The sequence below is a fragment of the Flavobacterium rhizosphaerae genome, from assembly GCF_046000445.1.
Lineage (GTDB): Bacteria > Bacteroidota > Bacteroidia > Flavobacteriales > Flavobacteriaceae > Flavobacterium > Flavobacterium rhizosphaerae.
In genome coordinates, this window is record NZ_JBELPZ010000019.1 from 48979 (window position 1) to 71478 (window position 22500).

A 22500-nucleotide genomic window follows, 5' to 3' on the forward strand; every position below is an offset into this window, starting at 1 on the left:
TTGTTAGGCATGGTAAAGACTGCTATTTATAAAAAGCTGCTTGCGGAGATTGCTGCAAAGGAAAATGAAGCCGATAGGATAACAGGTGACCTTATCGGGCAGGCTGCTGTTATGATCGGGCTTTTGCAGGGGATATTAATGAAACTCAGGGAACACCTGCTCAACACTGATCAGATTACTACTACTGAAGAGATCGAGTTCTTTAAGTTTGTGAAACCACAGGTCCTGGGCAAACTGATCTTTTACAATGAAGTGTACCGTATTGAAACTACCTGCCCGGTATCCGGGGGGAAAATGTACCGCAAATATTTGTCCTCGCAAATCAAGTTTTTAAAGCGAAACCATAAGGCCTATTCCGACCCTGATTTTTTCCGATATTACCGGTCGGGACGTACCGACCGCGACATGGAATTCTTTACCCGCGGCCAATTGAGAAATTTTACCGGCATTGACAGCTCTTATTTTGAAGCTGACCCCGCGTTCTCCACATATTACGACAACCTGCTCTCACGTATCATCGCGCATGATCTGCTGTATGCCTACCTGCTTACCCGCATCGAGCCACAATATACATTGCCTGAAGGTTGTAACGACTTTCCGGATGAATTTCAATGGACCGGGACTAAAAATGCGCTTATTGAACTTATTTATGCCCTGTACGTCACCGGAGTTATTTCCAACGGTAAAATCGGGGTCAGAAAGATTACTACGGTGTTCCAGTGGTTGTTCAAAACCTCGCTGGGTGATATCCATCATGCATTCCACCGTATGAAGGACCGTGCCGGAAGCCGGACACTTTTCCTGGAGCAACTTAAAGATTCCCTAGAACACTACATGGACAAAGACCTTTAATGGTTGGATATTGTAACCCAAGCAGCGCTCACAGGCGCTGCTTTTTTTTAATAATAGTTAAAAAGGATATACCCATTGGCAGGACTTGGCACGGAAGGTCCGCACTAATGCTAAACTTTGAAACAGTATTAATCTTAAAATGTAAAGCTATGAACATCGACCGAATGGAATTTAATGCCTGGATGGAACGTGTAATGCAACGTTTCGATTTACTGACACAAAGGATCCGGGATAACGAACAGCGACACAGCAGCATTGACGGCGAGGAGTTGCTGGACAACCAGGATGTATTACAGATGCTGAAGATCAGCCCGCGTTCGCTGCAGCGCTACCGCTCAGCAGGCAAACTCGCCTATTACACCATCAGCGGAAAGCTTTATTACAAGCTCTCCGACATCCACCAGTTTATCCGCGAGAGTTTTCACAGTCCTGTGCGGCTACCGCGCGACGCGAAGTGACAAAGGCAGCCTGGAACTGACAACGTAAGCATTGCGAAATACACTTGCTTAGTTTAGGGTTACCAAAACAGTATGCCATGGAACATCAGCCTGAAATGAATGAGATGCTGCTGGTACTGGACAAGCAGAACAACAAGGTCAGCGTGGTAAAAAAGCTGGGGAAAGACGGACGGCTTGAAACAGTACCGCCTGATGAAAAAGGCGAAGCGCAGTTTATGCGTATCGACCGTAGCGGGGACTTTTTCACCAACCTGTTTTCCAATTTCCTGCGCCAGATGAAAGACCCCACACGGTTCGACTTCTTCTGTGTCCCTTCCGTCCAAGGCAGGCAGGTCGCCACGGAACTCCAGCAGCACCTCAACCATTTGGGCAAAGCAGCGCAGCGGCTGCTGTCGAAGTACGCGCTTAATTCAGAATATCAACATATAAATCATAATCGTATGGACACACAAGAATCAAACGGGAAAACGGACGAGTACCGTTTTCAGCCCGAACAGGTCAATTGGGAATCGTTGGCCAACCTGGGAATTAGCAAAGAACGCCTGGAAAAAATTGGCGCTATAGAACCGCTTCTGAAAGGTTATAAAACCGACAACCTGATACCGCTTACCCTGACCATGGGCGATGCGGTAGCCAAGCTCGATGCGAGGCTTTCCCTCCAACAGAACGATGCGGGACAGGTAGTGATTGCGATGCATGGCATCCGTAAAGAACCGAACCTCAACTATCCTTTCTTTGGGCATGAATTTACAAAGGAGGATAAGGAAAACCTCCTGAATACCGGCAATATGGGAAGGGTCGTTGATCTGTTCAACCAAAAGACCAGTGAATTTATCCCGTCGGTTATCAGTGTTGACCGAAAAACGAACGAGCTTGTCGCCTACAAGGCCGAATGGATGCAGATACCTGACGAAATCAAGGGCATTAAGCTGAATGAGCAGCAGAAACAGACACTTCAGGAGGGCAGGCCGCTACACCTGGAAGGTATGATTTCAAAAAAGGGCGATGCCTTTGATGCTACGGTACAGTTCAATGCCGACAAACGTTATGTCGAATTCCTGTTCGACCGTGACCAAAAACCTGCACAGAAACTGTACGATGAAGCACCGAGGACCTTCAGGGGTAAAGACCTTACTGACGAACAATATGACAAGTTAAAGGACGGCCTAACGGTCTATATCAGCGGGCTTGTCGATAAAAACGATAAGGAATACCAGGGTTACATTACCTATAATAAAGAAAGCGGTAAGGTAGGCTTTTCGTTTAACAACCCTTCTAAATCCAAAGAAGAGGCCATGCCGGAAACTAAAAATACCCAAACCGCTACTAAAGAAGCCCCCGCTGCAGAAGCGACCACGAAGGGTAAGGCGAGAAAAGAAAGGCAGGAACAACCCGATGGTGCCAAGGAGCAGCAACAGGCACCTGCCAAGAGACGAGGCATGAAAATGTAACCAAACACGATGCAGCATGATTACAGTACTAGCAGAAAAACCGAGCGTGGCCCGTGAACTGGCTGCGCTCCTGGGCGCAACAGATAAAAAAAATGGCTACCTTGAAGGTAACGGTTATACTATAACGTGGGCGCTGGGCCACCTGGTCAGCCTTGCATTGCCGGAGGCGTACGGATGTTCCGGGTTTCATAGAGATGCCCTGCCCATACTGCCCAAACCATTCCGATTGGCTGAAAAAAACGGAACTGCTTCAAAGAGCAACGATGCTCGCTCACGACAGTTAACGGTAATCAAAAAATTGTTTGATAAATGTAGCAGTATCATTGTCGCTACCGACGCCGGGCGCGAGGGTGAGCTTATCTTCCGCTACATCTATGATTACCTGAAGTGCCGCAAGCCCTTTAGGAGGTTGTGGATAAGCTCGCTAACCGAATCCGCATTACAAAAAGGTTTTAAGAATTTATCTGACGGGGGGCACTTTGATACTCTTTATTACGCTGCCCGTGCCCGTAGCCATGCCGATTGGCTGGTGGGCATCAACGCCACCCAGGCACTCACCCTGGCCGCAGGTTACGGGATTTATTCCCTGGGCAGGGTACAGACACCCACACTGGCATTGGTCTGCCAACGCTTTTTGGAGCATTGTAACTTTAGTGTAAGTAAATACTGGACTATCGCGCTGACCCACAGCAAAGGCTTTAGGGAATTTGTGAGCCATGGCGAAAACACATGGGAGGTAAGCGCTGACGCAGAGCAAGCATTTGAATCCGTATCCAGGCGAAAAGTCGCAACCGTGACCAGTGTCACCACCAAGAAAGAAACGGAGCCGGCTCCGCTGCTGTTTGACCTTACGGGGCTTCAGAAAGCCGCCAACGCCAGATATGGGCTGTCAGCAGCAGAGACGCTGGAAATTGCACAACGGCTGTACGAGCAGAAATTCATCACTTATCCAAGGACCGGCAGCAAATACATTACGGAAGACCTTTGGCCGGAAATCCCGGGGTTACTCAGGGGGCTTACTGCCCATCAGGATTTTCAACAGCCGGTTAAAACGCTCAAGTTTTCGGAACTGAACCGTCATATTGTAAATGCTGCCCGGGTAACCGACCACCACGGGCTCCTGGTAACCGGCAGGCTGCCGACTGCGCTGACGGCACAGGAAAACTTGGTTTACCAGCTCATTGCCCTGCGCCTTGTGGAAGCTGTTGCCCCGTCCTGTGTACGTGAAGTAACAACCATTCTACTCCAGGTACGGCATTATACGTTTACCGCAACATCATCGCAGGTACTGGAGCCGGGCTGGCGAGCGGCCAGGTCTGATTTCAGCGATAGTGTCACCACGGACCTGCTGCCTGAGATGCGTGAAGGCGATGAAATCCCCATAAAGGAAGTGCAGCTTGTTGAAAAGGAAACCAGGCCACCACAGCTGTATACAGAAGCCAGCCTTTTGGGTGCGATGGAAAGCGCGGGAAATATCCTGGAAGAAGCTGATTTAAAAGAGGCAATACAGGCCAAAGGGCTTGGAACCCCTGCAACAAGGGCAGGAATCATAGAGACCTTATTTCAAAGAGGCTATATGGAGCGAAAAGGCAAAGCATTACAGCCTACGGATAAAGGGCTTACCGTGTATGAGATAGTCCGTGATAAAAAGATTGCCTCTGTTGCGATGACCGCAGCATGGGAACACAGACTGTCCTGTATTGAGGAAGGCAGCTATTCCGCTGAGCGTTTTGAAAAAGAAATCGAAAAATATACGGCTGTTATTACAGAGGAATTGCTTTCGGTTACGGGAATAAGAGAAGAAATTCCGGAGCTCACCTGTCCCAAATGCACCGCCCACACTTTAGAGGTAAATGAAAATCTTCTCAGGTGCACCGATGCCCGCTGTGGCTGGATGCAATGGCGCAGGGTATGTGGAGTACAGCTTGTTGCCCGGGAGGTGGAGAACCTTATTGTAAACAAATCAACTTCGCTTTTAAAAGGGCTACGGAGTAAGTCCGGGAAAACCTTTGCTGCCCGCCTGGTTGTAAATGAAAAAGCAGAAGTTGTGTTTGATTTCTCTTAGTATAAAAAATGGCTTGCCGGGATAAGGCAAGCCATTTTTTTACTTCTTAGATTCTTCCAGTGAAACTTTACGAAATTCTTTTAGCAATTTCTCAAGGTCAAGTGAAGATTTACGTGCCCTTGTACCGGCCGCTTTGTTGCTTTTCTCCAGTTGTAGTTCGGCATCAGCTTTGAATGCTTCAAACTCTGCACCGATTTTTTCGATTAGTTCTTTCATGTTAGGATTTTTAGTGAGGGGCAAAAATACTATTTTTATGACACCTGTTTTACCGGAATTTAATTTCCGAATGATATCCACAAAATATTTTTCACTTTAGATATCGGCAGGCCGTCATTTATAATAGGCATTATTATATTACGTATCAAAACCCTGCTTTATTTTATCCTATAGTAACTACTTACACTTTATGGATACCTGCCCTCATAATTAGCTTCATAGGCTTTATATTAGAACATCCAGTATGTTTAATTTTTAGCCTTTAATCGGAATATTTCCGATTATTTACTCAATATTTGTCAAATTATGTTTTCTTGCATTGCGTCAAATGCTGTAAATCCGGATCATTCTTAATCCGGTTTAATTCCAAATCGATGATATTTACAATATCCAGTTTAATCTGGCGGTAGTTATCCTCGATATCCCGGGCCATCCGGTCTTTCCCATCCTTATCACAGAACAAGCGAATGTTGGGTATCTTCTGATAGTTTTTTTCCTCATCGGCTATTTTCGAGGCATCTACAACAATTTCAGCATGGAATATCTTCTGTTCTATGCGCTCATCAAAATTATCCGATACGGCCCCTACAAACATCCCCTGTGTGAGCGTCGCTATTTTACTTGCCGGTATCAGGCTGTCGAGCTGGGTGGATATGGATGTTGATTTATCGTTGCGGTTGATGGTCATGCTCTGGCGTTTTTGCAGCACTTTTCCGAAACGTTCTGAGAGGCTTTTGGCGGTTTCACCGACCACCTGTCCGCTAAAGATATTACCCACCGTATTCTGGATCACTTTGCTTTCCTTATCTCCATAATCACGGGTAAGCTGCGAGTAATCCTGAAAACCAAGGCAGACCGCAACTTTGTTACTACGGGCGGTCGCGATAAGGTTGTCCAAGCCACGAAAGTAAATGGTAGGCAACTCGTCGATGATGACGGAACTTTTTAATTGCCCTTTCTTATTGATCAGCTTTACAATGCGGGAATTATACAATCCCAGCGCAGCAGAATAAATGTTCTGGCGGTCGGGGTTGTTTCCCACGCAAAGTATTTTCGGTTCATTAGGATTGTTGATGTCCAGTGTGAAATCATCCCCGGTCATCACCCAATACAGCTGCGGGGATATCATCCGCGACAACGGAATTTTCGCCGAGGCTATCTGCCCCTGGAGCTGGTCCTGTGCACCGCCCTGCCAGGCATCCATAAAGGGCGACAGGTAATTTTCCAGTTCGGGGTAGGAAGTCAGTATCGTAAACACATCGGCATACTTTTTATTCAGGAGTTCGATGGCGTGTGGAAAGGTGCAGTAGCGTCCGTTATCATAAATTTTTAAGAACCATATAATCGCGGCCAAAAGGATTATGGGCGACTCCACAAAGAAGTCGCCCTGTTTCTGTATCCAACTGCGGTTCAGGTTAAGCATGATGGTATAGGCCGACTCGTAAGCATCGGAAATATCGGTCATAAAATCCGGGTTGATGGGGTTACAGCGGTGGCTGCGGCGCGGGTCGTCAAAGTTGATGACATAGAATTTTGGCCTGACCTCGTAGTTATCGGTATGTTTTAATAAGTGGTTGTAGGCTATGGTTGAAAGGTCATCAAACTTGAAGTCGTAGATATACATGGAAAACCCTTTTTCAATGTGCTGGCGAATATAATTGTTGATCACGGCAAAGGATTTACCCGAGCCGGGTGTACCCAGTACAATAGTTGCCCTGAACGGGTTTACGATGTTAATCCAGCCCTTGTGCCACTTTTTGTTGTAGTAAAACTTGGTGGGCAGGTTCACGGAATACTCGTTTTCCATCAGTTTAGTTTCCTGTTGGAAACTTTCATTTTCGGTATTGAACACATCATCCATAAGGTTACTCCGTAATAACCTTGTCAACCAGACACCTCCGACCATCAGACAAATGTAACCGGTGGCGACAGTTGCCATGTATGCCGTTACAGCCCACCCGCCATCCAAAGAAAGCAGCCACCCACTACAGAAGAAGAACAGAAAGCCAATGACCAGTAATCTGTTAATTTTGGTCCAGGTTACCCTTTCATTTTTTACCCCTTTGGTGCCAAGGCAGCTTAACACCAGAAGCATTACTGAAAAAATCTTGGTATATAGCCCGCGTGAGAACAACCCTGCCGTACGCTGGAAATTAGACAGTACCTTATTGACAAGGTTCAGTGTCCATCCTTTATCCAAAAACCAGCTGTAGCAAAACCAGTAAAAGTGCATCAGTAGTATAAGTATACTCACCGCCCTCATAAATGCCATGATCTTGGCAAGCCCCCTGATATCATCTTCTCCCTGCATAATGTTGGTTTTATTATTGCGGTTTCAATTTATTAGCGTGCTAGGGAAGAATTGCTACAGTTGCAGTCAGCGGACCTGACAGGTAATTTTTGGCGTTATTATTTCTTATTTCCCCCTTCCTTTTTCCATGTTTCTGATTTGTCAATTTAAGTACACGCTACATCTAAACGAAATGCTATTTTTGTTACAGCGATACACTTTAAAGTACCGCGCAACCAGCTATGAAAGAATTATTAGAACGAATTACGGGTATAGAACACGGATTTAAGCACATTACAGATGCAGGAAATACAATCCTTAGTGATTCATCTCAACAGCCGATGGAACTGGCAAAGTCTTTTATAATACCTCACCAGCCGTATCAAATCCGCATGTTGGGCACGTATCTTTTGGGGATAATAGCAGCACATAACCCTGAAGCACTTTATCTTCTTGAAGAAGGCATTTCGAATGATGAAAACTGGCGTGTGCAGGAAATGCTGGCAAAAGCCTTTGACGATTATTGCAGGACGGTAGGCTATAAAAATGCCTTGCCTAAAATCAAGTGTTGGATAGACCATGAAAATACTAACGTGAAGAGAGCTGTGACTGAAGGCTTGCGCATTTGGACCGGCAGAGATTACTTTCGGGAAAACCCTGCAGTGGCGGTCACACTGATTAGCAGCAACAAAAATACCACAAGCGTCTATCTTAGGAAGTCAATAGGGAATTCACTGCGTGATATTCTCGAAAAGCACAAAGAAATTGTAGACGCAGAAGTGTTGCAGTGGGATTTGAACGACAAAGGGTTAGTATTTATCCGTAAGCTGATTTATAAATAATTCATATGCTATTGCCGGTGTTAAAAAATGCTTTCCTGTCCTTGTCAGTATTTCCTGAGCTATTATTCGTACCAATTACCATAACATTATCTAATTTTAGTCCTATTTTCATTCTGCCATTTTTTTGGTTTTAAGCCAAAATACTTTTCAAACAGCCTTCCGAAATAGCTCAAATTGCTAAAGCCCAGTTGATAACCTACTTCTGAAACAGAAAGTTCATCATGCTTCAAAAGCCTTGCAGCTTCCTGGACCCTCAAATGATTGTAATACGTATACAAACCTTTACCAAATACCTGTGTAAAAATTCTTCGAAGCTTTACTTCGTTCAGGCCGCTAAGCTTTACCAGCTCATCTTTAGAAAGCATCTTATCCAGCGAAGATGCTATTGCGTTTCGAACTAAGTACACAGTTTCAATTTCAGTATTGCTCAGTTCGTGATGCGCTGTTTTTTCTCGTTGCAATAAATTACTGAAAAGCAAATAGAGCAGCTCTAGCGCTTTTAAACGATAAAAAGCCTGGGATAGCATGGCCTCTTGTGAAATACTAACCATCTCGTTGACTAAAATTGCCATTTCGGGAGACATAAACTCTTCTATCCAAAAGGTTTTTTCTGTATCAAACAGGTAATCCATTTTATCGTGGTCCTTCCCTAAAAAGCGTTTGAGGTATTCCAGTTCTACCAGTATAGTAATCTGCTGCACATGAGTATCTTTGGGGAACACTACCTCACTTTCCAAGTGTGATGGAATGATATGCACATGTGGCTGGCTGTTTAACGTTCTCCCTGCAAAAGTTTTTAGCTGTATTTCACTACTAAAAATGTTGTGAAATGATATAAGCAAACCTTTATCCATAACATCAATCGGATTCCTTTTATAGGTAAAAGTTTCAGTGGCAATTAAAGAACGTACCATCATCAGCATTTCAGGCAATACGTCTACAATTTTCAATTGGTTCAGACGTAATTTGTTTATTTCTTCTTCAACAGAAGATATAGAGACGCCAAGCTTTTCAGCAATTCGTAGCATTTCCACTTTTTGATTGATCATAACGTATTGGACTATTTTTATTTTAAACACAGCTATTTTAGCTATAAATATAGCAATAAGTTTGTTGTATTAATCGTAAAAACAGAATCAATGCAAAAGGATATTGTTATTTCAGGAGGAGGAATTGCCGGGTTAACGGCGGCAAAATTATTAGCGAATCAGGGTCACAAAGTTACCGTTCTGGAAAGGGCATCGCACTTTAGTAAATCAGGATTTCTCATTTCACTTAAAAGTTTTGGGGTCGCCATTATGGAAGAAATGGGACTGTCAGAACAACTGCAACAAGAATCTTCACCGTCAGAACTGGTAACTTTCAGAGAATCGGATGACAAAGTCATACAAGCTATAAGCTATGAAAAAATGAACGAAAATATTGAACGTTCTGTGCTCATTACCAGAGGAGGACTGCATCATGTGCTGTACGAAGAAGTAAAAAATGATGTCGATATTTACTTTTCATCAACTATTGAAAAGCTGGATCAAAACGACGGACAGGTGAAACTCACGCTAAGCAGCGGAAGGGAACTGGAGGCCGATCTGTTGATTATTGCAGAAGGTTTGCGATCCACTACCAGACAATCTTATTTTCCGGAGAGTATCCTCGAGGATTTTAATGTACTTTATCTGGGGGGACGCCTGAAAGGCACACATCCTTATGAGGCAGGTAAATTTACCATCTACATTGATGTTAATAAAATGCTGTCGGTCTATCCCATTGCATCAGATGAAATAGCCATTCAGTGTTATATACATGATACAGGGGATGTCTCCACTATAAAAGACAAAGCAAAAGAGTTATTAACGTCATCATTCAAAGAATATAACAAGGATGTTCAGGATTTATTAGAGCGTTTTGTGGATGGAGGAATCATGTTTGTCGATAAAATGGGAATGATAAATGCTCCGGCATTGGCAGATGGTACTATAGTTTTACTGGGCGATGCAGGCTATTGCCCGACGGCTTTGTCGGGTATGGGCGCTTCTTTATCAATTTACGGAGCAAAAGCCTTATCCTATTTTATCAGCAAGTCACCTGAAGATATAGCAACTGCCTGTAATAGGTACAATACCCTTATGCAACCTCTTATCAATAAATTTCAGGGAAATGCCAGAAATAATGCAGCATCATTTATTCCTGACAGCGCGGAAAAGCTGAGCCAGTTTGTACGTTCTTTCAGAGAAGCATCGGATACAGACGTACAAAAAATAATGACGGAGCCCATTGTACTGACTAAAGATCAACTGAATTTTAAAATAGACTGAGAATATGGTATATAAAAGAGTGCTTTCCATTATTATGGGATTTACGACTATCGCCTTTTTAAGTTCCGTGTTTGCTAAAGTACAAGGGTATTTCTATCCGGATTCCCTATTACTCTTTGAACATCCGGTAGTTAAATCCAGTGCCGTTGTTCAACTTATAATTAAGTTAGTATGTATTTATTGCAGCTGTATAACGGGAGGTATAGTAACCCGGTCATTAAAAGGCCATAACAGGGAACTTTGTATTGTAGGAGTAAGTATTATGATTGTGATAGGCTGGCTTTGGACAAATGCTGTTCATCCTTTATGGTTCTGGATTTTATTAATTTCAGGCATATTGCCTTGCGTGTTTTTGGGTAGCAAAATAAAGGGTTACCAGTCCCAAAGCAGGCACTAGGTACTATAAGCATTTAGTTCTAATTATTCATAAAACATGTTAATTCCACCACGGTATTTTTAGCTTTTGCCTCGCCTTTTGATAAAATATAGTTCTTCATAATCTTTTTACTATGCCCTGTTGCTAACGTATTCTTCCTGCACACTATAGCTTTTTGTATTATGGCTGAAATTTGAGAGGCGGTACTATGATAGCACTTTTCGCCCGGTTGCACTATTTGGATATAAAAGTATGGGATGTTCCCGCTAAGTATTTTCCCGTTTAGGCTACAGGAATTCCCGATTTGGCTACATCAGGCATATCTATAAGGCAGAATTTTGTCCTACATCATTAAAAGATAAAATCATGCAGAAAAACAAAATTAATGTAGCCCTTGTTACAGGAGCTAATACGGGTGTAGGATTTCAGATTGCCAAGGCTCTTGCTCAAAATAATTACGTTGTTTATATAGGCTCAAGGGATTTACAAAAAGGGGAAACAGCCGCAAAAGAAATTGGCACTAATGCCAGGGTAATTCAATTGGACATAACCAATACTGATGCTGTTAACGCTGCTGTGGCGAAGGTTCAGGAAGAATATGGATATCTATCCCTATTGGTCAATAATGCCGCCATTTCCCATGCCGGAAAAGCAGGGCGCACTATGGAAGAGATTTTAGGGGCTCAAAAACCAAGCATTGCATCAATTACTGAATTGCAAACGGTCTGGAATACTAATGTATTCAGTACACTTGCTATAACGCAGGCGTTCCTGCCGTTGTTAAAGAAAATAACAGCGTCACGTATTGTTACAGTATCAAGCGCCTTGGGTTCTCTTACTATTAATTCAAACCCTCACAACCCTTACCGTTCAGCATTTGATGCTATATATGGTGCCTCAAAGACGGCGCTCAACGGGATTTTTCTATCGTTAGCGATAGAGCTCGAAAATACGGGAATCAAAGTGCATCTGGTTAGCCCTGGATTTACCGCGACAGCCCTTAATAATTTTCAGGGGACTGATACGGTAGAGTACGGTTCTTTAGAACCAATCCGCGTTGCGTTAGCCGAAGACCTGCCGAATGGGAGTTTTACAGGGCCGGCTGATTTTGCAGGTGAGGATAATACACTTCCCTGGTAATATTTTAACAGGAGTAAGAACCCGCGATAGCTTTTCTGTCGTGGGTTTTATCTAAATTTGATGTATGAAAAAGAAAAATCTGGTACGGTTTAAAACGATTTCTGAAAGCCATGAGGCATTCGGGTTACCAAAGCCCCAGCATCCGCTAATAAGCCTGGTTCATTTTCATGAGGGCAATCCCTTCAATACGAATATGGCACCCATCTATGATATTGTAGATTTCTATAAGATTACCTTTATTACACAAAACAGCGGAAGGCTGAAATACGGTCAGGCCTATTATGATTATGATGATGGAAGCATGCTGTTTATAGCTCCCAACCAATTAGTAGGCAGTACGGATTACAACAGTAAGACGTACGCTTATTTACTGCTTATTCATCCTGATTTTCTATTGGGTTATCCCTTGGCAAAGAAAATAAAGCAATACGGGTATTTCTCGTACTCGATGAATGAAGCGCTACACTTATCCAATCAGGAAAGGGAGATTATTTTATCGGTATTTGAAATCATGGAAAAGGAGATCAATGCCCGTGTCGATGAGTTCAGCCAGGAAGTAATTGTTTCACAAGTCGACTTACTGCTAAATTATGTCAACCGTTTTTACAAGCGCCAGTTTATTACCCGTAAAACGGTAAATGATGATGTACTTCAGAAAACCGAATTACTCTTAGATACCTATTTTGAAAACGGGCAAACCTTAAAACAGGGACTTCCTACGGTACATTACCTTTCCGAGCAGCTCAACTTATCTACGGGCTATTTAAGCGATTTGCTGCGTTCGGTTATCGGTTTGAACGCACAGCAGTACATCCATTTAAAACTGATCGAAAAGGCTAAGGAAAAACTATCCGCTACCAACTTATCTATTAGTGAAATTGCTTATGAATTAGGATTTGAACATTCGCAATCGTTCAGTAAACTCTTTAAAGCAAAGACAAAGCTTTCACCGCTGGAGTTTAGACAATCTTTTAACTGAGCATCCAGATACAAATTGTTTTGGATTTCGAGATAATTACGACTGCCCCCGGCGGTATTTTTTCTTTTTTTTCATCCGGTTTTCAAAATCGCGTTCTTCATAATCCTCACCCTGGCTATCCGGTAATAAACTTCCCAAAGCCTCAGATATGCTGTCATTCCTGCCAGGAGTAAAAAAGCCAAAAGGATCTTTTTCATCATTATTGACCGGTGGAGGCGGTAGTTTATTGGACTGTGGGGAACCCGAATCGATTTTGATACTCTTATTCCACCAGTTGTTAAACACATTTGCGGAAAGGTTTTTAGCCAATTGCGAGCCATTCCATACGCTTCGGGATTCATGGTCAATAAACGTAATTCCGTATATCCTTCCTTCAGTATTACGGCGCACCACGACATTTACACCCTGTTCAAGCAATTGCTTTTTAAACTCAGGCTCGTTCTTCACCATGTGCATTGCCGCTTCAATACTGTTTTTAAGTATTGCCTTTGCGGGATGCTTCGCCATAAGCACTTTTGATTTTTCAAAGTGCATTTCGAGAGCATCGAGCCCGGCATGTTTTCCAAATAAGGAAGACTTAAAAGGAATCCCGGTTCTTTCTCCTTTGGTATCCAGAGCAAAGTACACCAGACCCTTTTTGGTAACACCATTGGCTTCGCCGCTTACCCGTTCGGCAGTAATGTTGAACAGTGAAAGCAACGTATTATAGGTACCCAGATTGGGAAAGCTATAGTATTTAGGGAGATACCGTATGACGGCTGCCATCTGGCTTTTTATATCACCTTTTGAATACTCCACAGGCTTGAAAATAGGTTTTTCATGCTGTGGCGTTTTTTCGTCGGCAGGCTTCAGGCCGAACGCTTTTTCCAGGTTACGGCACGCAGCCATGGAGCGGTGGTGGTCATAACTGTCGGGAATTTTATTGCCGTCCAGCTGTACACAGGTGGTCACAATGTGGATATGTGTACGTTCTATATCAGTATGTTTGTACACGATGTAGGGCTGGCTGGAATAACCCATTTCTTTCATGTACTGCTCAGCCATTTCTATAAAGCGGTTATCACTCACCTTATCGGAAGGATCCGGGTTAATGGATATATGCCGCACCGGTTTCTCTGTTTTATTATTGGCCAACAGGTACGGCTCAAAAGCACGGCAGATTTGCGCCACTGTGAAATTACCATCAACGGCTTCGGGTATTTTATGGGCAAGTAACACCTTTCCGTTTTCTTTATCCACTTTGAGTTGATTATAGGAAACTGCCCCAAAAATATTCATCCCTTTTCCAATTTTGGCAATCATTTTTTTGTTTCATTAATCAGGTATTTTGACTCAAATTCCTGCGTCAGTTCGATAATATTTTTACATAAAGCAGCCATTTCAATAGTCTGTTTTTCCAATCTGTAGAGGTAAGCAGCTGCCTTTTTTTCTGAAAAATTCCGGTATAATATCTTTACCACCTGGTTGTAATTCACACCGATTGAGCGGAAAAGACTGAAAAACTTGGTCAGTTGCGTATGGTATTCTATTGCCTGCAGGTCAATTTTAACTGTTTTCATTTCCCTTTCAAGTAGCATTGATACAATAAACTTTGCCTTGTTATGCATACCGGAGCTTTCAAAAAGCGACAGTAGTCTGGCATTTTCTTCGTCATTCAGGCGAAACACATGGCGGTGTGTACTGGGGTTCAGCTTGGGCTTGCGCCCCCCTTTGTTTCTCTTTAAATTATCCTTTCCATCCATCATACATCCATTTATATTTAAAAACAACCGACTTTGGAGGGTGTTTCCTGCCCCCTGCAAGGGCAAGTTGTTTTGAGGCACCGATAGGGTTTCGGGTGCCTCAAAACATAACTTGCTCCTTTCCCCCGAAAGGAAAATCCGCCTTATCCGGCGGATTACAGGGAGCCAGGATAAAACTGCTTTAGGCCGTTGACTCTATATTGCACCTTGTCAGTCCTATACTGACAAAGTAAAGAAACCTTTTTATCAGCAGCAGCATGAACAGTATAGCCAAAGCATGACTGTGAAAGCCAAACCGTACCCGGATCAAAAGCCCTTAGTAATGTGTGATTTACTTTGTATCGTTGGATGTGATTACGCACATACGTAGTTACGCAAATACGTACCTGAATATAAAGCCATCTATGCAGGCACGTAAGTATATGGGTATTGATATATGTGTGAGGCTATTTATTTACATATGTATATACCCGTATATGCTTGTATTTGTATAAGCAGGTACCTAAACCTATACTTATGCACATCTGTATACTTGTGCCGGTGTACGCGGGTATGCTGCTACCCATCTACACCTGCGCCTATGCGAGTAATAAACTATTTATATACATATGGAACGATTTGACAAAACACTATTTGTAGCCTTTGCTTCCCAAAAGGGAGGGGTAGGCAAAACAACTTTTACGAGCCTCGTTGCGAGTGTCCTTCACTACCGCTTGGGCTATAATGTCGCGGTGATAGATTGCGATTATCCGCAATACAGCCTCGTACAGATGCGTGAACGCGATATGAAAATAGTGATGGAAAATGATGCAATAAAAAAACTGGCGCACCATCAGTTTCAGACACTGGGTAAAAAAGCTTATCCTGTCGTTCAGCAGAAACCCGACACGGCACTGGAGGCTGCAGAGCGGATGGCAGCGGATGCCACAAACGACCTGGACATTATTTTCTTTGACTTGCCCGGTACCGTAAATACCCCCGGTATTATCAAGGCATTGGCGGGCATGAACTATATTTTTACGCCAATTGTAGCCGACCGCGTGGTTATGGAAAGTACCCTGGTCTTTACCCAACTGGTCACGGATGTGTTGATGAAGCAAAGACAGGTCTCAATCAAGCAAATCCATATGTTCTGGAACCAGGTCGACAGGCGCGAGCGAAATCCGCTTTATGAACAGTATGAGTCCATTATCAAAACGCTGAACCTCCAAATTATGAATGCATCGGTAGCCGCTAGTGTGCGCTTCAGGAAGGAAAATGATGCAGATAACCGGGGCATTTTCCGGTCTACATTACTTCCGGCAGATGAAAAGCTGCTAAAGGGATGTAATCTTGATATGTTTATAAATGAATTGTTATTAATCGTAAATGAGGGTCACGATGGAAAAGGATAAAAAAGACAAAAACGCCGATATTGATGAACAATACCTGATCTCTATGATGGCCGGGGGAGTCCAGAATGAAGGGCTGCAGCCTAATACAGGTCCGGCCGAAAATATTGAACCCAAGCAAGTAACTAAACCGAATGCGAAGAGCAAAACGAGAAGAACAGATGATTACGAGCAGGAGTTTTTAAGAAACAAAGACGGTAGTGCCCGTGCCGGTAAGGTGGTGTATGTCCGGCCTGAATTTCACGAAAGGCTTACGCGCATTGTGCAGGTCATAGGTGAAGATAAAATAAGCGTCTTTGAATACATGGACAATTTGCTGGAACACCACTTCAGGGAGTTTGGTGATGAAATAACCCAAAGTTTTAATGATAAATATAAACCAATACTGTAGTTATGGAAAAGATAATAATAGCCTTGCTTTTGGGAATAATAGTCATTTTACTCTATTTAAGGGCGAATGTAAAAAATAACCACGCCCCAAGCAAAACAGAATATGATCCATTGCCTGGAGTACCCGATATCATGGGCAGGCCTAAGCTCGGCGGACGCCCTGTGCAGCCAACTCAGGCCATTGAGGCCGAAAACAAGAGCAGTTTACTCGTAGTGCATAATTTTGATACTGTAAATAAACGGGAGACTAAAATCCCGATTCCGCAGGAAGAGCCTGATGAAGAACACATACCCGACTGGGACGATGAAGAAGAGGAAATGAAAGGGTATGCGTCAAATGCAGTTTACAGCATTGATGATGGTTTAGCCACAGGGGTTACCTATGATGAGCTTGCTGCCATGGGAAAGATGCTGGAGCATAATGTGCTTCAGCCATCTGAAAGAGAGACTACGGTAAGTTTAGCTTCAAAAATTGACGGAACCGAACTCATGCTCATGCTGGAGACTGCCGTGGGAGATGCCTCGGAAAAGATAGCAAAGCTACTTGACCGGGCTGACGACCAAGAATCAGATTCAGGTTCTTCCTTACTGCGGAAAAGTGATTTAGGTGATTTTGACATTGGGGAGTTCGTCTGAAAAGACGGCTCCCTTTTTTTAACTCTAAATAGTAGCTGTTCTATAAGGACCAAAGGAATATTTATTACCCTTTTGTCCTTTTCATTTTCTGTAAGCTTTATTAATCAAAAAGTTGATAAGATTTCATTAAATTTGACATAAGGTGACAAGTCATTAAATGGAACTCCAAAACTTAGGCATAACAATTAGGAAACTAAGAGAAAAGAAAGGGCTTTCCGACAAAATTGTGGAAATATTGGAAAAAGAACCAGTAGCTCATAAAGCACTTAAAAATTCAGAAAAGCGAATAAAAAATAAGTAATGATATGCAACTAAATTACTTTCCGATAAAGTTTGAGTTTGATGAATATCAAATTAAGACAGAACATTATTCAGAAGAACGGCTTAATGAGCTAAGAACATTATATAATACCACTCATTCTTTTTTTAGGAACGGCTATAATATCTATATATCAAACAAAGAAGGAGAAGATACAAGCCTGACAGGAGAAGTTATATCAAAGAGAATATTTGATGATAATCAGGTTACTGCTTCATTAATTAAACATCTTTTTTTCAGGACATTTAAAGAAAGATTTCCGAACTATATTCCGGTAGATTTTTATCCATTCCGTTTCTTTTCCGCACTAGCTAAAGATGATATTATTTATAATGCACTACCAGAAAATCTTAGAAAGCGCATCGCATATAAAAAACTAATAGAGGTTCAGTTACGCCTAACTGAAATAAATGGAATTAAACAATTTGGCTTTCTTATCAACATAAAACGTAATTGGGTATTTAACAAATCTTGTTCTGAACTGCATTCGGAAGGTTATGACTTGATAGGTGTTGATGTTCTTTATGCAGAGGCACTTCCAGGTTTGTCTGAAGTTCTTGCTCCTAATGAAGAACTTTTAGGAGTAATTACGGAAATAGTCGGTTATAATGCAAAAATTGAAACCAATGAGGGGATTAAGGAATATCCTCTCAACCATTTGTTTATCAAGAAATCCAAATACAACATAGCTAATTATTTATCATTTGCTGTCTCACAACAGAAAGCTGATGAAATAATGAATCTCATTGAGAGTAAACGTTCTGATATTTATAATACAAAAGTGTTGTACGATGAAATTTTAAAAATATCAAACCATTTATTCTGCGAAAAAGGAGCCCCCATTTTATTTCACAATAAAGATGGCTTTTGTTTCACGGTTGACAGCCAACCATTGTCGGTATCAAATAGTATTGAGTTAAAAACACCTACTTTTATTTTTGACCCCGCAGCAACTAAAACAAATAGTTCTAATCCAGACTTAGGCTTGTCAAATTATGGACCATATGATAGTTCAATTTTTGACATTAAAAGTCCTTATGTGCTTTGTATTTGTAATAGAAATAATAGGGGCAATTTCACAAAGTTTCTCTCAAATTTGAAAGATGGGATGCCTCAATCTCGATATTTCCAAAAGGGACTTCAGAAGAAGTATGATTTACAAGACGTGATACTCAATGTGAGAGAAATACAAGCATATAGTATTCATGATTATTTAAATGCCATTAGAGCTTATGATGAAAACAAACCTCATTTAGCAATCATAGAAATTCCTGCAAGTTATAAGCGTCAAGCCGATGTGGCAAATCCTTATTATCAAATTAAGGCTAAACTGCTATCATTAGAAATTCCGGTTCAATTTGTGACATCAGAAACAATTGGAAATCATAATGAGTACATACTAAATTCTATTGCCCTTCAAATATATGCTAAACTCGGAGGAACTCCTTGGGTACTACCCTCGCAACGTTCCGTAGACAAAGAGATAATTATAGGTATCGGCCATAGCTGGTTGAGGAGAAATCAATACGCTGGTGCTGAACAAAACCGAGTTGTTGGTATCACAACCTTTATGTCAAGTGACGGTCAATATCTACTTGGTGATAAAGTTAAGGACGTAGCTTTTGAGAATTATTTTGAAGAATTGCTGAAAAGTTTGAAACAATCAATTCAAAGACTTTCAACTGAGCAAGGATGGTCTGATGGAGATACAGTAAGACTAATTTTTCATATCTTCAAGCCTATTAAAAATACTGAATTTGATGTTATTAGTCAGTTGGTTCGTGATATTACCCAATTCAAGATTAAGTTTGCGTTCGTTACTATAAGTACTGTTCATCCAACAATGCTATTTGATATAAACCAATCTGGAATAGCAAAATACGGTAGTAATATTATAAAAGGACAATACATTCCCCATAGAGGTAGTAATGTTTTTCTTGATGAGAAAACTTGTATTGTGCAAATGTTTGGGGCAAATGAGTTGAAAACAGCCAAACAAGGTATGAGTAAACCTATCCTAATAAATATTAGAACTCCACAAGGAAATTATAATAGTAGTGATTTAAATGAATTGCTGTTCTATGATTTAGGATATATTACCCAACAGATTTTTTCATTCACATACTTGTCTTGGAGGAGTTTTTTACCTGGCGAAGAGCCTGCGACAATGAAATACTCTAATCTAATTTCAAAGCTTTTGGGAAAAATGCGAAATATTCCAAATTGGGACGCTGATAACTTAAACTATGGTCTAAAAAGAAAGAAATGGTTCCTTTAGAAGAAAGAATAGGTTATTTGGAAAGAGTGAGTGAGAATGCCAAGCTTTCAGCTTTCAATGATTTCTTATCTGGAAAAGTTTACATTACTGCTTCAGATCAAACCTCTAATGAGAGCGAAGAAATTTTCTATGGTTTAATAGATGCTATTTTATCAAATAATAAATTGAATTTTATAAGTTACTATAACAAAAAAAATAAGAGTAAGCCGAGCAAAGGTTCTCCAGCACCATTTGTTAATGATGATTTCCTAATCTTTTCCCTAATATTAGGTATTGTAAAATTTAATTTAGATAAAACTTGGATAAAAGAGATTGTTTCTATTAGGAATAGAAACAATCTCACAATAACATTTGAAAATATATTAAATGAAAATTATTATAGCACGAGCAACCTACCGGAAATAGTTTTTATGTTCTTAAGCATAAATGGTCAATCTTTAATGACTAAGGATTTTGTGGGTTTCACGTATACAAAAATTACCGGAAACATAAACTTATTTAAGAACAGAAGTGACTTTCAAATCCTATGTTCGCTTAAAGCTTACGACACGATATTCTTATTGAAAGAAGTTCCTGACCAAAAGGATGTTGACCTCTTAAAGAAATTTAATACAATTTTTATTAAGCGGATCAGGTATATATCTTGGATAGTTCAGGCAATGCTATTTGGACTGTTGGTTTACGCAATACTTAAACTTCCAAATTATAGTCCAGAAGCTATAAAACTTATAGATAAGTATAATTATGCATTTACAATTTTTGGAGCATTAGGACTCAGCTTTTTGGGGAATGTAATACCTGTAATTAGGAATACATCTCAAAAGATAATTATGCAGTTATTTGGATATCCCAAAGAATTGCTTAATGACCTAAAAATTACTAACAATTCATAATGTGATTGTTTTCTAAAATGAATAAGTAATAACCTGAAGAGGAGGGCATCAGTTAACTGATGCCCTTTTGCTTTTAAAGCCCCTTACAGCCAAACGCTTGCTTTAACTGCTACTTTCCTATAAAGACTCTTTTTCCACAAGAAATTTGTCACGAAAACCCGCAAGAGCGGGAAAAAGTATAACAAATTAATGTGTTTCAATTATGGAAAAGCAAAGAAAAAAAGTCATGCTGGCAGCAGCCTTGCTGCTGGCAGTATCGGGGGCGTTTGCCCAGGGAGACGGCTCTGCCGGTATCACGGAAGCCACCCAGATGGTCACATCCTATTTCGGGCCGGCCGTACAGCTGATCTATGCCATTGGCGCGGTGGTTGGCCTGATTGGCGGTGTAAAGGTATACAACAAGTTCAGCAGTGGTGACCCGGACACGAGCAAAACGGCTGCCAGTTGGTTTGGTGCCTGTATCTTTTTGATCGTGGCAGCTACCATCCTCCAATCTTTCTTCCTGTAATCCCAAATGTTATGAACAGCTATAATATTAATAAAGGAATCGGCAGGACTGTAGAATTCAAAGGACTTAAAGCACAGTACCTGTTCATTTTCGCAGGCGGGCTTTTGGCTGTGTTGATCGTGGTGATGGTGCTTTATATTGCCGGAGTAAACGCCTATGCTTGTATGGCGATTGGCGGCGGTGGAGCCGGATTAATCATCTGGCAGACCTTTTCCATGAACAAAAAGCACGGGGAGCACGGGCTGATGAAGCTGTCGGCTAAAAAGCGCCACCCGAGATATATCCTTTGCCGTAGGCAGATCCGCAGGTATATACGGTCGAACCCTAAAAAGGAAACGGTATGAGAAGCACAGCCAAAGCCACTACGCTGGAGCGTAAGTTCCCGTTACTCGCCGTGGAGGAAAACTGTATCCTGAGCAAGGATGCCGATATTACCGCCTGCTTCGAAGTACACCTGCCGGAACTCTTTACGGTAGCTTCGGCCGAGTATGAAGCCATCCATGCCGCCTGGCACAAGGCCGTCAAAACCCTGCCAGACTACACAGTAGTACACAAGCAGGACTGGTACATAAAGGAAAACTACGCACCTGACCTGAATGAGGAAGGCTTGAGTTTTTTGGGCAGGTCGTACAAACAGCATTTTAACGAACGCCCGTTTTTAAACCATTACTGCTACCTGTTTCTAACCAAGACCACCAAGGAGCGGATGCGCATGCAGAGTAACTTCTCGTCGCTGTGCCGCGGCAGGCTGGTACCGAAAGAAGCGCGGGACAAGGAAGCGGTACACCAATTTGTGGAAGCTGTCGCACAGTTTGAACGAATTATCAACGATTCGGGGTTAATCAGGATGGAACGGCTGACCGAGGAAGCCATAGTAGGCACTGATGGAATAACTGGTTTGTTGGAACAGTACCTGACCTTGTCACGAAGTGAAAAGGAACCCATACAGGACATTGCCCTGGGCGGTGAAGAAGTACGTGTCGGGAACAAACGGCTGTGTTTGCACACGCTATCCGATACGGATGATCTGCCGGGTACGGTGTCGGCCGATACGAGGTACGAGAAGCTATCGACCGACCGAAGCGACTGCAGGCTGTCGTTTGCCGCGCCCGTTGGGTTGCTCCTGAACTGCAACCACATCTACAACCAGTATTTGTTTTTGGACAACAGCGAGGCAAACCTGCAAAAGTTTGAAAAGTCTGCGAGGAACATGCACTCGCTGGCACGTTACAGCCGCAGCAACCAAATCAACAAGGAATGGATTGAACGCTACCTGAACGAAGCCCATTCGTATGGGTTGTCGTCCATCAGGGCACACTTCAATGTGATGGCCTGGTCTGATGACCCGCAGGAACTGAAGCA

Annotated in this window: 21 protein-coding genes; 16 read left to right on the forward strand and 5 right to left on the reverse strand. The window is 42.1% G+C overall.

Annotated features, from left to right (window positions below):
* Nucleotides 1-9: 9 nt before the first annotated feature.
* The 4 genes from ABS766_RS14475 to topB all read left to right on the forward strand — a co-directional run bounded on the left by ABS766_RS14475 (nt 10) and on the right by topB (nt 4826).
* The gene (locus tag ABS766_RS14475) at nt 10-852 is read left to right on the forward strand and encodes an RteC domain-containing protein (RefSeq protein ID WP_408085909.1); all 843 of its coding nucleotides are present in this window, start codon (nt 10-12) and stop codon (nt 850-852) included.
* 149 nt (nt 853-1001) lie between these two features.
* Entirely contained in the window at nt 1002-1310 is a 309-nt protein-coding gene (locus ABS766_RS14480; protein ID WP_408085910.1) for a helix-turn-helix domain-containing protein, read from the forward strand.
* Between the two features lie 77 nt (nt 1311-1387).
* A complete protein-coding gene (locus ABS766_RS14485) occupies nt 1388-2761 on the forward strand; it encodes a DUF3945 domain-containing protein (protein WP_408085911.1) in 1374 nt (457 codons plus the stop codon).
* A gap of 16 nt (nt 2762-2777) precedes the next feature.
* Entirely contained in the window at nt 2778-4826 is a 2049-nt protein-coding gene (gene topB, locus ABS766_RS14490; protein ID WP_408085912.1) for a type IA DNA topoisomerase, read from the forward strand.
* Nucleotides 4827-4865: 39 nt separating this feature from the next.
* Here topB and ABS766_RS14495 read toward each other — a convergent pair whose 3' ends face one another.
* Together ABS766_RS14495 and mobC are read right to left on the reverse strand one after the other, a co-directional pair.
* Nucleotides 4866-5042 (reverse strand): histone H1, encoded by a 177-nt coding sequence (locus ABS766_RS14495; RefSeq protein WP_116787845.1) that lies wholly within the window; start codon nt 5040-5042, stop codon nt 4866-4868.
* A gap of 304 nt (nt 5043-5346) precedes the next feature.
* On the reverse strand, nt 5347-7353 hold the full coding sequence (mobC, locus tag ABS766_RS14500) for a conjugal transfer protein MobC (RefSeq protein WP_408085913.1): 2007 nt from the start codon (nt 7351-7353) through the stop codon (nt 5347-5349).
* 221 nt (nt 7354-7574) lie between these two features.
* On the opposite strand from mobC, the gene ABS766_RS14505 reads away from it, so the two are divergent.
* The gene (locus tag ABS766_RS14505) at nt 7575-8174 is read left to right on the forward strand and encodes a HEAT repeat domain-containing protein (RefSeq protein ID WP_408085914.1); all 600 of its coding nucleotides are present in this window, start codon (nt 7575-7577) and stop codon (nt 8172-8174) included.
* An 86-nt stretch (nt 8175-8260) separates the two neighbouring features.
* Here the strand turns inward: ABS766_RS14505 and ABS766_RS14510 are convergent, their stop codons facing one another.
* A complete protein-coding gene (locus ABS766_RS14510) occupies nt 8261-9202 on the reverse strand; it encodes a helix-turn-helix domain-containing protein (RefSeq protein ID WP_408085915.1) in 942 nt (313 codons plus the stop codon).
* Nucleotides 9203-9313: 111 nt separating this feature from the next.
* Here ABS766_RS14510 and ABS766_RS14515 point away from each other — a divergent pair, with 111 nt between their 5' ends.
* The 3 genes from ABS766_RS14515 to ABS766_RS14525 all read left to right on the forward strand — a co-directional run bounded on the left by ABS766_RS14515 (nt 9314) and on the right by ABS766_RS14525 (nt 12981).
* Complete coding sequence (locus tag ABS766_RS14515; RefSeq protein WP_408085916.1) at nt 9314-10486, forward strand: FAD-dependent oxidoreductase; 1173 nt, start codon at nt 9314-9316, stop codon at nt 10484-10486.
* 742 nt (nt 10487-11228) lie between these two features.
* Nucleotides 11229-12002 carry an SDR family NAD(P)-dependent oxidoreductase gene (locus ABS766_RS14520; protein WP_408085917.1) on the forward strand — a complete coding sequence of 258 codons (774 nt, stop codon included), beginning with the start codon at nt 11229-11231 and terminating at the stop codon, nt 12000-12002.
* Between the two features lie 193 nt (nt 12003-12195).
* On the forward strand, nt 12196-12981 hold the full coding sequence (locus ABS766_RS14525) for a helix-turn-helix domain-containing protein (protein ID WP_408085918.1): 786 nt from the start codon (nt 12196-12198) through the stop codon (nt 12979-12981).
* Between the two features lie 36 nt (nt 12982-13017).
* Here ABS766_RS14525 and mobB read toward each other — a convergent pair whose 3' ends face one another.
* Nucleotides 13018-14283, reverse strand: a complete 1266-nt coding sequence (mobB, locus tag ABS766_RS14530) for a conjugal transfer protein MobB (protein ID WP_408085919.1) — start codon at nt 14281-14283, stop codon at nt 13018-13020.
* Entirely contained in the window at nt 14280-14723 is a 444-nt protein-coding gene (gene mobA / locus ABS766_RS14535) for a conjugal transfer protein MobA (protein ID WP_408085929.1), read from the reverse strand. The genes mobB and mobA overlap by 4 nt, the downstream gene beginning before the upstream one ends.
* Before the next feature lie 608 nt (nt 14724-15331).
* Here mobA and ABS766_RS14540 point away from each other — a divergent pair.
* The 8 genes from ABS766_RS14540 to ABS766_RS14575 all read left to right on the forward strand — a co-directional run.
* A complete protein-coding gene (locus ABS766_RS14540; protein ID WP_408085920.1) occupies nt 15332-16117 on the forward strand; it encodes a ParA family protein in 786 nt (261 codons plus the stop codon).
* Nucleotides 16104-16505, forward strand: a complete 402-nt coding sequence (locus tag ABS766_RS14545) for a DUF3408 domain-containing protein (protein WP_408085921.1) — start codon at nt 16104-16106, stop codon at nt 16503-16505. The genes ABS766_RS14540 and ABS766_RS14545 overlap by 14 nt, the downstream gene beginning before the upstream one ends.
* A gap of 2 nt (nt 16506-16507) precedes the next feature.
* A complete protein-coding gene (locus tag ABS766_RS14550) occupies nt 16508-17140 on the forward strand; it encodes a conjugal transfer protein TraD (RefSeq protein ID WP_408085922.1) in 633 nt (210 codons plus the stop codon).
* 305 nt (nt 17141-17445) lie between these two features.
* On the forward strand, nt 17446-19737 hold the full coding sequence (locus ABS766_RS14555) for a Piwi domain-containing protein (protein ID WP_408085923.1): 2292 nt from the start codon (nt 17446-17448) through the stop codon (nt 19735-19737).
* On the forward strand, nt 19725-20630 hold the full coding sequence (locus ABS766_RS14560; protein WP_408085924.1) for a hypothetical protein: 906 nt from the start codon (nt 19725-19727) through the stop codon (nt 20628-20630). The genes ABS766_RS14555 and ABS766_RS14560 overlap by 13 nt, the downstream gene beginning before the upstream one ends.
* A gap of 202 nt (nt 20631-20832) precedes the next feature.
* On the forward strand, nt 20833-21138 hold the full coding sequence (locus ABS766_RS14565) for a DUF4134 domain-containing protein (protein WP_408085925.1): 306 nt from the start codon (nt 20833-20835) through the stop codon (nt 21136-21138).
* An 11-nt stretch (nt 21139-21149) separates the two neighbouring features.
* The gene (locus tag ABS766_RS14570) at nt 21150-21482 is read left to right on the forward strand and encodes a DUF4133 domain-containing protein (protein ID WP_408085926.1); all 333 of its coding nucleotides are present in this window, start codon (nt 21150-21152) and stop codon (nt 21480-21482) included.
* Nucleotides 21479-22500: TraG family conjugative transposon ATPase (locus ABS766_RS14575; protein ID WP_408085927.1), on the forward strand; the 1022-nt coding region annotated here is incomplete at its 3' end. The genes ABS766_RS14570 and ABS766_RS14575, both read left to right, overlap by 4 nt.

Excerpts from the sequence above, each read along its gene's own strand:
- ABS766_RS14510 (WP_408085915.1), bottom strand. The coding sequence starts at position 9,202 with ATGCTACGAATTGCTGAAAAGCTTGGCGTCTCTATATCTTCTGTTGAA.
- ABS766_RS14495 (WP_116787845.1), bottom strand. The coding sequence starts at position 5,042 with ATGAAAGAACTAATCGAAAAAATCGGTGCAGAGTTTGAAGCATTCAAA.
- ABS766_RS14540 (WP_408085920.1), top strand. The coding sequence starts at position 15,332 with ATGGAACGATTTGACAAAACACTATTTGTAGCCTTTGCTTCCCAAAAG.
- ABS766_RS14485 (WP_408085911.1), top strand. The coding sequence starts at position 1,388 with ATGGAACATCAGCCTGAAATGAATGAGATGCTGCTGGTACTGGACAAG.
- ABS766_RS14545 (WP_408085921.1), top strand. The coding sequence starts at position 16,104 with ATGGAAAAGGATAAAAAAGACAAAAACGCCGATATTGATGAACAATAC.
- ABS766_RS14565 (WP_408085925.1), top strand. The coding sequence starts at position 20,833 with ATGGAAAAGCAAAGAAAAAAAGTCATGCTGGCAGCAGCCTTGCTGCTG.
- ABS766_RS14555 (WP_408085923.1), top strand. The coding sequence starts at position 17,446 with ATGCAACTAAATTACTTTCCGATAAAGTTTGAGTTTGATGAATATCAA.
- ABS766_RS14515 (WP_408085916.1), top strand. The coding sequence starts at position 9,314 with ATGCAAAAGGATATTGTTATTTCAGGAGGAGGAATTGCCGGGTTAACG.
- mobA (WP_408085929.1), bottom strand. The coding sequence starts at position 14,723 with ATGGATGGAAAGGATAATTTAAAGAGAAACAAAGGGGGGCGCAAGCCC.
- mobB (WP_408085919.1), bottom strand. The coding sequence starts at position 14,283 with ATGATTGCCAAAATTGGAAAAGGGATGAATATTTTTGGGGCAGTTTCC.
- ABS766_RS14520 (WP_408085917.1), top strand. The coding sequence starts at position 11,229 with ATGCAGAAAAACAAAATTAATGTAGCCCTTGTTACAGGAGCTAATACG.
- ABS766_RS14550 (WP_408085922.1), top strand. The coding sequence starts at position 16,508 with ATGGAAAAGATAATAATAGCCTTGCTTTTGGGAATAATAGTCATTTTA.
- mobC (WP_408085913.1), bottom strand. The coding sequence starts at position 7,353 with ATGCAGGGAGAAGATGATATCAGGGGGCTTGCCAAGATCATGGCATTT.
- ABS766_RS14560 (WP_408085924.1), top strand. The coding sequence starts at position 19,725 with ATGGTTCCTTTAGAAGAAAGAATAGGTTATTTGGAAAGAGTGAGTGAG.
- ABS766_RS14505 (WP_408085914.1), top strand. The coding sequence starts at position 7,575 with ATGAAAGAATTATTAGAACGAATTACGGGTATAGAACACGGATTTAAG.
- ABS766_RS14570 (WP_408085926.1), top strand. The coding sequence starts at position 21,150 with ATGAACAGCTATAATATTAATAAAGGAATCGGCAGGACTGTAGAATTC.
- ABS766_RS14475 (WP_408085909.1), top strand. The coding sequence starts at position 10 with ATGGTAAAGACTGCTATTTATAAAAAGCTGCTTGCGGAGATTGCTGCA.
- ABS766_RS14480 (WP_408085910.1), top strand. The coding sequence starts at position 1,002 with ATGAACATCGACCGAATGGAATTTAATGCCTGGATGGAACGTGTAATG.
- ABS766_RS14525 (WP_408085918.1), top strand. The coding sequence starts at position 12,196 with ATGGCACCCATCTATGATATTGTAGATTTCTATAAGATTACCTTTATT.
- topB (WP_408085912.1), top strand. The coding sequence starts at position 2,778 with ATGATTACAGTACTAGCAGAAAAACCGAGCGTGGCCCGTGAACTGGCT.